This window comes from Micromonospora sp. NPDC004540 (genome assembly GCF_040610095.1).
In the GTDB taxonomy this organism is placed as follows: Bacteria; Actinomycetota; Actinomycetes; order Mycobacteriales; family Micromonosporaceae; genus Micromonospora.
Genome location: NZ_JBEXLR010000075.1, coordinates 20639 through 31549 on the forward strand (window position 1 = coordinate 20639; position 10911 = coordinate 31549).

10 protein-coding genes are annotated in these 10911 nt (G+C 75.8%); 5 read left to right on the forward strand and 5 right to left on the reverse strand.

Features of this window, described 5'->3' with window-relative positions:
* Positions 1–18 precede the first annotated feature (18 nt).
* The 4 genes from ABZV78_RS22530 to ABZV78_RS22545 form a co-directional block, all read right to left on the reverse strand.
* Entirely contained in the window at positions 19–1143 is a 1125-nt protein-coding gene (locus ABZV78_RS22530; protein WP_355641438.1) for a glycosyltransferase family 4 protein, read from the reverse strand.
* Complete coding sequence (locus ABZV78_RS22535) at positions 1140–2399, reverse strand: M48 family metallopeptidase (RefSeq protein WP_355641440.1); 1260 nt, start codon at positions 2397–2399, stop codon at positions 1140–1142. Before ABZV78_RS22535 ends, ABZV78_RS22530 begins: the two co-directional genes overlap by 4 nt.
* A gap of 105 nt (positions 2400–2504) precedes the next feature.
* A complete protein-coding gene (locus tag ABZV78_RS22540; protein WP_355641441.1) occupies positions 2505–2720 on the reverse strand; it encodes a hypothetical protein in 216 nt (71 codons plus the stop codon).
* Between the two features lie 132 nt (positions 2721–2852).
* Complete coding sequence (locus ABZV78_RS22545) at positions 2853–4262, reverse strand: NYN domain-containing protein (RefSeq protein WP_355641443.1); 1410 nt, start codon at positions 4260–4262, stop codon at positions 2853–2855.
* A gap of 127 nt (positions 4263–4389) precedes the next feature.
* Here ABZV78_RS22545 and ABZV78_RS22550 point away from each other — a divergent pair, with 127 nt between their 5' ends.
* The 5 genes from ABZV78_RS22550 to ABZV78_RS22570 all read left to right on the forward strand — a co-directional run bounded on the left by ABZV78_RS22550 (position 4390) and on the right by ABZV78_RS22570 (position 9881).
* Positions 4390–6147 carry a DEDD exonuclease domain-containing protein gene (locus ABZV78_RS22550; protein ID WP_355641445.1) on the forward strand — a complete coding sequence of 586 codons (1758 nt, stop codon included), beginning with the start codon at positions 4390–4392 and terminating at the stop codon, positions 6145–6147.
* 127 nt (positions 6148–6274) lie between these two features.
* Positions 6275–8065 carry an HD domain-containing protein gene (locus ABZV78_RS22555; RefSeq protein WP_355641455.1) on the forward strand — a complete coding sequence of 597 codons (1791 nt, stop codon included), beginning with the start codon at positions 6275–6277 and terminating at the stop codon, positions 8063–8065.
* Positions 8066–8114: 49 nt separating this feature from the next.
* Complete coding sequence (locus ABZV78_RS22560; protein ID WP_355641447.1) at positions 8115–8654, forward strand: NUDIX domain-containing protein; 540 nt, start codon at positions 8115–8117, stop codon at positions 8652–8654.
* On the forward strand, positions 8651–9541 hold the full coding sequence (locus ABZV78_RS22565; protein WP_355641449.1) for an NTP transferase domain-containing protein: 891 nt from the start codon (positions 8651–8653) through the stop codon (positions 9539–9541). The genes ABZV78_RS22560 and ABZV78_RS22565 overlap by 4 nt, the downstream gene beginning before the upstream one ends.
* A 52-nt stretch (positions 9542–9593) precedes the next feature.
* Positions 9594–9881, forward strand: coding sequence for an Lrp/AsnC ligand binding domain-containing protein (locus ABZV78_RS22570; RefSeq protein WP_091122500.1), 288 nt, complete (start codon positions 9594–9596; stop codon positions 9879–9881).
* A gap of 59 nt (positions 9882–9940) precedes the next feature.
* Here the strand turns inward: ABZV78_RS22570 and ABZV78_RS22575 are convergent, their stop codons facing one another.
* On the reverse strand, positions 9941–10615 hold the full coding sequence (locus ABZV78_RS22575; protein WP_355641451.1) for a DUF4142 domain-containing protein: 675 nt from the start codon (positions 10613–10615) through the stop codon (positions 9941–9943).
* Positions 10616–10911: the final 296 nt, after the last annotated feature.

Genomic DNA, 10911 nt, shown 5'->3' on the forward strand with positions numbered 1-10911 from the left:
GGGGCCATCACCCGTGGGTCAGCCGGCGAGCAGGGCGGCCATCCGCTCGGCCTGGGTCTCCCAGCGCCACTCCCGCTCCACCCAGGCCCGGCCGGCCGCGCCGAGCTGGCGGGCCAGGTCCCGGTCGGCGAGGAGGGTGGCCACCCGGTCGGCGAGCTGGGCCACGTCCCGGCCGCGCACCACGTAACCGGTCTCGCCCTCGCGGACCGCGTCCGGCGCGCCACCGGAGTCGCCGGCCACCACCGGCAGCCCGGTCGCGCTGGCCTCCAGGTAGACGATCCCCAGGCCCTCGACGTCCAGCCCGCGGTTGCGGGTCCGGCAGGGCATCGCGTAGACGTCGCCGGCGGCGTAGTGGGCGGGCAGCTCGGCCGAGGGCACCGAGCCGGTGAACACCACGTCGCGTTCCACCCCGGTCTGCCGGGCCAGCTTCTCCAGCGCCGCCCGGTAGGGGCCGCCGCCGACGACCAGCAACGCGGCGTCCGGCACCCGGCGGCGGATCTCCGGCATCGCCCGGATGAGCATGTCCTGCCCCTTGCGCGGGACCAGGCGCGAGACGCACACCACCACCGGCCGGTCGGCCAGCCCCAGCCGCAGCCGCACCCGCTCGCCGTCGACACCCGGGTGGTAGGTGTCCACGTCGACGCCCGGGGCGAGCCGGCGCAGCTCGGTCACCCCGTCCAGCACCCGGGCCAGCCGGACCCGGGTGTACTCGCCGAGGTAGGTGGTGACGTCCACGCCCCGGCCGATCCGGCGCAGCGCCGACCGGGCGCCGGGCAGCGTGGCCCAGCCGGCCTCGTGCCCGTGGGTGAGCGCCACCGCCCGGCGGATGCCGGCCCGCCGGCGCAGCCCCGCCGCGAGCAGCCCCAGCGGGGCCGCCGCGCCGAACCACACCGTGTCGCAGTCGTACGCCCGGGCCAGCCGCGCCGCCCGGCGGGCCACCAGCGGGGTGGGCAGCAGCACCTTGGTGCGCTCCCGGACCACCTCGAACGGCTGGTCGGCGTCGAACTTGGCCGCGCCCCGCCAACTCGACGCGTAGACCACCACGGAGCCCGCGGGCTGGCGCACCGCCAGGTTGTGCACGAACGACTGGATGCCGCCGGGGCGCGGCGGGAAGTCGTTGGTGATCAGCAAGGTGCGGCTCATCCGCCGGACTCCCTGGCGTAGGCGCGGGCGGCGGCCATCCGCTCCACGGTGGACGGGTGGGACGCCGACCAGAGGTATTCCCAGCGCGGCGGGTCGGGGTCGGCCAGGTTCACCTCGGCCAGTCGGCGCTGCATCGCCTCGAAGGTGGCCGGGTCGCCGGTGAGCGCCAGCGCGTGGGCGTCGGCCCGGGACTCCACCCGCCGGGAGACCAGCGCCTGCACCGGCGTGGCCACCAGGCCGGCCACCGTGACCAGCGCGATCAGCAGCGGGAACGCCCGGGGCTGGGCGATCGAGTCGACGCCGGCCAGCCGCAGCAGCGGCGTCCAGGAGCCGATCAGGTAGAGGGCCACCACCGCGGCGGCGGCGCCCAGCGCCCCCATGAGGGTGCCGGTCCACACGTCCCGGTCCTTGGCGTGCCCCAGCTCGTGGGCGACCACGCTGGTCACCTCCGCCGGGTCCGCCTCGCGCAGCAGGGTGTCGTAGACCACCACCCGCCGGGTCGGTCCCAGCCCCGAGACGTACGCGTTGACCGCCCGGGTCCGCCGCGAGGCGTCGGCGACCAGCACCTCGCGCACCGGCACCCCGTCCCGGGCGGCCAGGCTGGTCAGCTCGGTGCGCAGCGGGCCGGGCTCCATCGGGGTGAACCGGTTGAACACCGGCTCGACCAGCACCGGCAGCACGAACGACAGCAGCACCACCAGCGCGGCGGCCCCGGCCGCGCCGAACGCCCACCACCAGCGCGGGGCGAGCCGGACCACCGTGTAGAAGCCGAGCAGGACGAGCGCGCCGATCACCGCGCTGACCGCGTACGACTTGAGCAGGTCGACCGCCCAGCCGCCCCAGCCCTGGGTGCTCAGCCCGTAGCGGGTCAGCACGGTCTGCCGCCAGGCGGCGAAGGGCAGGGTGAGCAGGTCGGCGAGGAACATCACGGCCAGCCCGCCGAGCATCGCCTGGGCGACCCAGTGCCCGCCGAAGGGCCGGCCGGCCAGCTCGACCAGGCGGCCGCCGAGCGGGGTGAGCCCGAGCAGCAGGGCCACCACCAGGCCGACGGCGAGCGCCGACCAGCCGGCCGGGCGCAACGCGCCGTGGAAGGCCCGACCCCGGGCCACCTGCTCGACCGGGAGCGCGCGCAGCGCCGCGAGCTGGTCGGTGCGGGGCGCCGGCGGCCGGTGCCACGGGATCAGCAGCGCCCCGGCGACGAGCAGCGCGACAGCCAGCCCGGCCAGGGTCAGCACCGCCCAGCCGCGCGGGGTCACCGCCCCACCCCGTCGCGCCGTAGCCGCGTCATGCCGCTCCCCTCCCGCCGTGAGGGCCCATCCTAAGGCCCGGCGCGGGCCCGGTGGCCGCGGTGCCGCGGTGGATCAGGCGACCCGGCGGCGGCGAGCCGGCCGCCGCCGGGGAGCGGGCGGGGCGGGCAGCACCTGCACCTCGAACCCGGCCCGGGCGAACACCTCGATCGCCCGGTGCTCGGCGGGGCCCAGGTCGGCCGCCGCGGCGCCGGTGTCGAGCAGCGCGGTCACCAGGCAGCCGGAGCACCCGGCGCCACGGATCCCGCAGGTGTCGCAGTCGATGAGCATCAACGCCTCCTGACGCGTCGCCGGTGGCGGACAGGGAAGCGACCACCACCGTCGGTCACCACGAGGCTAGGGCGAGGGTGCGACAGAACCGGACAACGAGGCAGCACCCGCCCCGAATCCGATCATCCGGCGTCAGGATCGGGCGAGCCGCCGCAGCAGCGAGTCGGCTCCGAGCGGGTAGGCGCCGTGCCGGCGCACGCCGTCGGCGACCTCGCGGTCGGAGGAGACCACCACCACCGGCCGCCCGGCCGGCTCGGCGCGGACCAGCCGGCGGATCAGCTCGTCCGCGGTCTCGCCCTTGCGCGAGAAGAGCACCCGTACGCCGCGCGGCGTGGGCGGCAGCCCGTGGATCCGCTCGGCGCCGTCGAAGACCACGGTGACCTCGTCCCCGGTCTGCGCGGCGATCCCGCCCAGCCCGCTGATCAGCCGCTTGCGCTGCTGCTCCAGCGACATCTCGCCGAAGCCGCGCTTGGTGACGTTGTAGCCGTCCACCACCAGGTGCGCCTTGGGCAGCGCGAGCAGCTGGTCGAGCCGGGCCGGGTCGTCGGTGTCCCGGGCCCGGGTCGCGGCCCCGGCCGGGGCGGCCCCCGTCTGGTCGGCGAACGCGTCGGCCACGAAGTCGGCGGGCAGCTTCTCCACCGGCTCCAGGGCCAGCTCGCGGCGGAGCCCGACGGCGGCCTGCCCGATCGTCTCCAGCAGCAGCCACAGCTTCGCCTCGTCGACCGAGCGGGCCTCCTTGGCGCTGACCCGGGCGACCCCGGCCGCGGCCTCCGCCTCGGCCAGCCGGGCCCGGGCGCGGCGCAGCTCGGCGTCCGCGTCGGCCGCCGCGCGGGCGGCCCGGCCCCGCTCGGTGGCCAGCATCTCGGTGGCCTTGCGATCCCGGGCCTGGGTCTCCCGGAGGGTACGGGTGAGCTGGCGGGCCTCCTCGCGGAGCTGGCCCAGCTCCTCGCGGACCCGGGCGAGCTCGTCGCGGAGCTTCTCCGCCTCGACCCGGGCCACCGCCCGGTCGTGCTCGGCGCGGGTGGCCCGCTGCTCGGCCTCGCGGACCAGCTCGGCGACCACCGCGCTGTCCGCCTCGGCGCGCACCGCGGCGCCGCTGGCCTCGATCAGCTCGCGCCAGCCCCGGGGCCGGGCCAGGTAGGCCAGGGCGGCCACCTCGACCGGGTCGGCCGCCGCCGGGGCGGTCCCCTCCACCACGGCAGCGCCCAGGTCGCCGGCGTCGGCGAGCACCCGGGCGGTGACCCGCTGCCGGAACAGCGGGTCGGCGGTGAGCTGGGCGGCGATGGCCGGGGCGCCGAGACGGGCCCGCCGGTTGGGGGCGAACTTGGCCACCCGGCGCAGCGGCACCGGTACCTCGTCGGCGGCCAGCCCGGGCAGCACCGCGGCGGTGAGCGCCACGATCCGCTGCCGGACGGGCTCGGGCAGGGTCGGCTCCGGCTCCGGCGGGGCCGAGGGGCTCTCCGGGGTCTCACCGGCGTCGCGCGCGCCGACCACCGGCTCCTCCGCGGAGGTGTGGTCGTCGTGCGGCTCGGTGAGGGGCATGTGGCAAGTCTCCCACCCCGAACGGGCCCACCGCCCGGTGAGTGAGCCGATCTCTCATCCTACCGCCGTGGTAACGAATGGGACTGCTGGGACGGGAGTGTCGGACCCCGCCGCTAGCGTGCCGCGGGTGACGCGAGCGGAGTACGTCCAGGAGGCGCTGGCCGGCCTGGACCCGGCGGCGGGCACGGGGGTCGACCCCGCGCTGCCGCTCTACGCGACCACCTTCGTGGTCGTCGACCTGGAGACCACCGGCGGCGCGCCGGACGGCGGCGGGATCACCGAGATCGGCGCCGTGAAGGTGCGCGGCGGCGAGGAGCTGGGCGTGCTGGCCACCCTGGTCAACCCGGGGGTGCCCATCCCGCCGTTCATCACCGTGCTGACCGGGATCACCCAGGCCATGCTGCTCCCCGCCCCGCCGATCGAGCAGGTGCTGCCGAGCTTCCTGGAGTTCATCGCCGACTCCGTGCTGGTGGCCCACAACGCCCCCTACGACGTCGGCTTCCTCAAGGCCGCCTGCGCCAAGCACGGCTACACCTGGCCCAACCCGCGGGTGCTGGACACCGCCGCGCTGGCCCGCCGGGTGCTCATCCGCGACGAGGTGCCCAACCGCAAGCTGGGCACCCTGGCGGCCTACTTCCGCACCGCCACCCAGCCCACGCACCGGGCGCTGGACGACGCCAAGGCCACGGTCGACGTGCTGCACGGGCTGATCGGCCGGCTCGGCGGGCACCGGGTGGACACCATCGGCGAGGCGATCGAGTTCGCCCGGGCGGTCACCCCGACCCAGCGCCGCAAGCGGCACCTCGCCGAGGGGCTGCCGAAGGTGCCGGGGGTCTACATCTTCCGGGCCGCCGACGACCGGCCGCTCTACGTCGGCACCTCCGTCGACATCGCCACCCGGGTGCGCAGCTACTTCACTGCCGCCGAGAAGCGGGCCCGGATCTCGGAGATGCTGGCCGCCGCCGAGCGGGTGGAGGCGGTCGAGTGCGCCCACTCGCTGGAGGCCGAGGTGCGCGAGCTGCGGCTGATCGCCGCGCACGCGCCGCCCTACAACCGGCGGTCGAAGTACCCGGAGCGCCAGGTCTGGCTGAAGCTGACCGACGAGGCCTACCCGCGGTTGTCGATCGTGCGCGACCTGGCCCCCACCGACTCGGCCTACCTCGGCCCGTTCCGGTCCAAGCAGGCCGCCGAGCTGGCCGCCGCCGGGTTCCACGACGCGGTGCCGCTGCGCCAGTGCACCCACCGGCTGTCCCGGCGCACCACCATGCCGGCGTGCGCGCTGGCCGAGCTGGGTCGCTGCCCGGCGCCCTGCGAGCACCGGATCACCCCGGAGGAGTACGACCACCGCGCCGCCGTCCCGTTCCGCACCGCCACCCGGGACGACCCGCAGGTGGTGGTGGACGCCCTGCTGGCCCGGATCGAGGTGCTCTCCGCCGCCCGGCGCTACGAGGAGGCCGCGGTGGTCCGCAGCCGGCTGGCCGCGGTGCTGCGCGCGGCGGTCCGGATGCAGCGGCTGGCCGCGCTGACCGGCATCGCCGAGCTGGCCGCCGCCCGCCCGGCCACCCGGGGCGGCTGGGAGCTGGCCCTGGTGCGCCACGGCCGGCTGGCCGGGGCCGGGGTCTCCCCGCCGGGTGTCCACCCACGACCGACCATCGCCGCGATCCGGGCCACCGCCGAGACGGTCCTGCCCGGGCACGGCCCGGTGCCGGCGGCCACCGCCGAGGAGACCGAGCGGATCCTGTCCTGGTTGGAGCGACCGGAGACCCGGCTGGTCGAGACCTCGGCCGGATGGGCCTCGCCGGTCGCCGGCGCGGGCCGGTTCCGCGACCTGCTGACCAAGGCGGAGAACGGCGCGTCCCAGCAACTCTCGACCGAACGCTCATGACCAAGTGTCCGATCGGACTACGTCAACTCCCTTAGGCTGTTAGAGAAGTGCAGTCCTGCCCGATTCGCGGGCCTGCTCCCGGTCGCCGGCCCCGGCGACCAGGGGCCGGGGTGAGGAGGTGTCCCAGGTGGACGTCGACGCCGGACACGGCGCCGCCCTGGGCGGCGCCCTCCCGACCCAGCCCGGCGAGCTCCCGCTCTCCCGTCGGCTGCGTTCCCTGCTCACCTGGCCCACCACCGACAACGACCCGGTCACCGCGCTGGTCCGCGCCCATCGGGGCATCCATCCCAGCGCCGACGCGTCGGTGCTGCGGCGGGCCTACACGATCGCCGAGAACATGCACCGCGGCCAGTTCCGCAAGAGCGGTGAGCCCTACATCACCCATCCGCTCGCGGTCGCCCAGATCTGCGCGGACCTCGGCATGGACACCACCACCCTGGTCGCCGCGCTGCTGCACGACACCGTGGAGGACACCCGCTACACCCTCCAGGCGCTCCAGGAGGACTTCGGCCGCCAGGTGGCCCACCTGGTCGACGGGGTGACCAAGTTCGACAAGGCGTTCTACGGCAAGGCCGCCGAGGCGGAAACCATCCGCAAGATGATCGTGGCGGCCGGCAAGGACGTCCGGGTGCTGATCATCAAGCTGGCCGACCGGCTGCACAACATGCGGACCCTCGGGGTCCGCTCGGCCGCCTCCCGGGAGCGGATCGCCCGCAAGACCCAGGAGGTGCTCGTCCCGCTCTGCGACCGGCTGGGCATCCAGACCCTCAAGCGCGAGCTGGACGACGTGGTGCTGCTGCACCTGCAGCCGGAGGAGCACGCGCGGATGGCCCGGTTCGTGCACGACCGGCCGGGCTGGGACGCCTACCTCGACGACGTGGTGGCGAAGACCCGCGTCGCGTTGCGCCGCAGCCGGGTGGACGCCGAGGTCGGCCCCCGCCCCCGGCACCTCTACTCGATCTGGAAGGACACGGTGGCCGGCGACCACGCCGCCCCCTACGACCTGCCCCGCATCGCCATCGTGGTGGACGGGCCGGCCACCGACTGCTACGCCGCGCTCGGCGCGGTGCACGGGCTCTGGCGGCCGGTGCCGGGCCGCTTCAAGGACTTCATCGCCTCCCCGAAGAACAACCTCTACCGGTCCCTGCACACCAGCGTCTGCGGCCCGCAGGACCGGACCGTCGAGGTGCTGATCCGCACCGAGGAGATGCACCGCGCCGCGGAGTACGGCGTCGCCGGCGACTACCGCTTCCCCGGCGCCACCGCCCGGGCCGCCGACCGGGCGGACGAGCTGGCCTGGCTGCGCCGGGTGCTCGACTGGGAGCAGGAGACGGTCGACCCCACCCAGTTCATGGAGTCGCTCCGCTGCGACCTGGCCGAGGCGCAGATCCAGGTGGTCGCCGACGGGCGGCAGGTGGTGCTGCCGGCCGGGGCCACCCCCGTCGACCTCGCCTACGAGCTGGGCACCGAGCGGGGCGACCACTGCCTCGCCGCGCGGATCAACGGCCGACTGGCCCCGCTCTCCTCCGAACTGGAGGAGGGCGACGTGGTGGAGATCTTCACCGAGAGCGACGCGGAGAGCGGCTTCGAGGTCGACGTGGCGCCGCGCGGGCCGCGCCGGGAGTGGCTGGGCTTCGTCAAGTCCCCGCACGCCCAGATGCAGATCAACCGCTGGTTCGCCGAGCACACCGAACCGGGCATCTCGATCGCCGACAAGGTCCGCCTGGGCCGGGCCACCATCGGCCTGGCGCTGCGCAAGCACAACCGGGGCCTGGCCAGCGACCTGCCGCTGCTGCGGCTCTCCGAGGAGCTGGGCTACCCCGACCTGGAGACCCTGCTGGTGGCGGTCTTCGACCGCACCGTCGAGCCGGACACGGTGGTCCGGCAGCTGATCGATCTGGTCGACCACCGGCAGTAGCCGAACTCCGCTCATCCGCCGGCGCCGCCCGGCCACTAGCCTTACAGGCATGATCCCCCGCGCGCGTGCCACCGGACGGGCCCTCGGCTACCAGATCTTCTACCGGCTCCCGGTCCCGCTGCGGCGCCGGCTGGTCCGGCTCGCCGTGCCGAAGTACATCGTCGGGGCGGTCACCCTGGTCCGGGACGCCGAGGCCGACGGGGCGGGCCGGATCCTGCTGCTGCGCCAGCCGCCCGGCCACAGCTGGACCCTCCCGGCCGGGCTGCTGCAGCGCGGCGAGGCGCCGGTGGTCGGTGCGGCCCGCGAGCTCCACGAGGAGTCCGGCATCCGGCTCTCCCCCGAGCGGCTCCGCCCGGCCGTGCCGAACGCCGTGGTGCACGCCAAGGGCTGGGTGGACGTCGTCTTCGAGACCGAGGTGCCCGCCTCCAGCACCGAGCTGACGGTGGACGGCGCCGAGGTCTTCGAGGCCGCCTGGCACCCGCTGGACGACCTGCCCCGGTTGAGTCGGGCCACCGCCAACCTGCTCCGCTACTACGGGATCGGCCCGCGCGCGGGCGAGGCCCCGCCGGCGGCGCCACCCGCCGCGTGACCGCCCCCGCGACGGCCGCCGCGTCCGGGCCCGGCTGGCGGGCGGCCGCGGACGTCTGCGCGGTGGTGCTCGCCGCCGGCGAGGGCACCCGGCTGCGCCCGCTCACCGAGCACCTGCCGAAGGCGCTCTGCCCGGTCGGCAACGTGCCGCTGCTCGACCGGGCGCTGGACCGGCTGGCCGGGCTGGGTCTGGCCGGGCCGGACCGGGTCGCGGTGAACGCCTGCTACCTGGGCGGGCAGGTGGTGGCGCACGTCGGCGCCCGGGCGCACCTGTCGGTCGAGCCGGGTGATCCGCTCGGCACCGCCGGCGGGCTGGGGAACCTGCGGGAGTGGATCGCCGGGCGGGGGGTGCTGGTCGGCAACGCCGACGCGTACCTGGCCGACCCGGACGCCCCGCCGGGGCCGGACGTGGCGGCGCTGCTGGACGGCTGGGACGGGCGGAGCGTACGCCTGCTCGGCCAGCCGGCGGAGGACCCGGCGGCTCCCGGCACCTTCGACGGCCACCGGTTCGTGGGGTTCTCGCTGCTGCCCTGGCGGCTGGTCCGGGACCTGCCGGCGAGCTTCGGCGACCTGGTCCGGGCGGTCTGGCGGCCGGCCGAGCAGGCCGGCGCGCTCACCGTGCTCCCCTACGCGGGAACCTTCTACGACACCGGCACCCCGGCCGACTACCTGGCGGCCAACCTGCACGCGGCCGGCCCCGGCGGCCTGGTCGACCCGTCCGCCACGGTCGACGGGCGGGTGACCCGCTCGGTGGTCGGGGCGGGCGCCGTGGTGCGCGGCGCGGTGGACCGCTCGGTCGTCTGGCCCGGCGCGACCGTCGCCGCCGACGAACGCCTCAGCGAGGTGATCCGGGCCGGCACCGACCTGACCGTCCCGGCGGCCCGGTGACCCCCGCAGCCCTTAGCATGGGCCTCGACGTCGACGAACGGAGAAATGTCCCGTGATCACCGCGATCGTGCTGATCGACTGCGCCACCGACTCCATTCCCGAGGTGGCCGAGACGCTGGCCAACCTGCCCGGCGTCAGCGAGGTCTACTCGGTGGCCGGGCACGTCGACCTGATCGCCATGGTCCGGGTCCGCGAGTTCGAGCAGATCGCCCAGGTCATCGCCGGCAGCATCTCCAAGGTGCCCGGGGTGATCAACACCGAGTCGCACATCGCGTTCCGCGCCTACTCGCAGCACGACCTGGAGGAGGCGTTCGCCATCGGGCTGGCCAACGCCGACTGACCGCACGCGGGTGGCCGGCCCGCCCCGCAGGGCGGACCGGCCAGCGTCGGTCGTACGCGTCAGCTCTGGCCGGGCGCCGGGGTCTCCGTGGTGCCCGGAGCGGGCTCCTCGGTGCCGGTGCCACCCGGGGTCGGCGACTCGGTGCCACCCGGGCCAGGCGACGTGGTGCCGCCCGGGCTGGGCGTGCCGCTGGGGCTGGTCTGCGGGACCGGGACGCCCAGGGTCTGGGCCAAGGCCGTCAGCGCGTCGAGATGCGCCTGGAGGACCGGCAGGGCGTCCTGGGCGATCTGGACCACCGACTGCTCGGAACCCTGCGAGATCTCGGTCTGGGTGGCCTGGATGGCCTGGACGTGACCGGCCAACTGGGCTGTCACCCACGCCTTGTCGAAGTCGGCGCCGCTGAGGTTGTTCAGCCGGTCGAGGACCTTCTGCTGGTCGGCTGTCGGGTCGGCCGGCAGCTGGACGTTGAGCTGCTGCGCGGTGGACTGCACCGTCTGGTCCAGCTGGGTGTGGTCCGTCACGAACATCTTGCCCAGGTCCTTGACCTGCTGGTTCTGACCCTTCTGCTGTGCCAGGTCACCCGCGGTGATCTCGAACAGGTTCACCTGGTGCAGCGCCTGCAGGTACTGGGTGTCCTGCGTCGACGGCTGCGCTGCGGCCTGGGCCGCGGCGGCTGGCGCCAGCCCCACGAGCACCAGCGCGGCCAGCAGGCCCAGGCGTTTGATTCCCAACATGCGTTCCCCCCCTTGAGACGTTGGACCGCACGGATACCCGGCTGACCGGGGTTATTCCTGCGATTCCACCCGTCCGTGTCAGGGGGTGGCGGGACAGCGGAGCGGGGCCGACCGGCGTCCGGAGGGCGGAAGGGGACGGCCGCGCCGGAAACGGCCGTGGGGGGGGGGGCGGGCGGGGGGCGGGGCGGGGCGGGCCGGCGGGGGCCCGCGGGGGGGGGGGGAGGGGGGGCGCCGCCCCGCCGCCCCGCGACCGCCCCCCCCCCCCCCCCCCCCCCCCCCGCGGGGGCCGCGGGCCC

What these genes read in the sequence shown, in the direction of transcription:
- ABZV78_RS22540 (WP_355641441.1), bottom strand. Translation starts at nt 2,720, where the DNA reads ATGCTCATCGACTGCGACACCTGCGGGATCCGTGGCGCCGGGTGCTCC.
- ABZV78_RS22575 (WP_355641451.1), bottom strand. Translation starts at nt 10,615, where the DNA reads ATGTTGGGAATCAAACGCCTGGGCCTGCTGGCCGCGCTGGTGCTCGTG.
- ABZV78_RS22560 (WP_355641447.1), top strand. Translation starts at nt 8,115, where the DNA reads ATGATCCCCCGCGCGCGTGCCACCGGACGGGCCCTCGGCTACCAGATC.
- ABZV78_RS22545 (WP_355641443.1), bottom strand. Translation starts at nt 4,262, where the DNA reads ATGCCCCTCACCGAGCCGCACGACGACCACACCTCCGCGGAGGAGCCG.
- ABZV78_RS22530 (WP_355641438.1), bottom strand. Translation starts at nt 1,143, where the DNA reads ATGAGCCGCACCTTGCTGATCACCAACGACTTCCCGCCGCGCCCCGGC.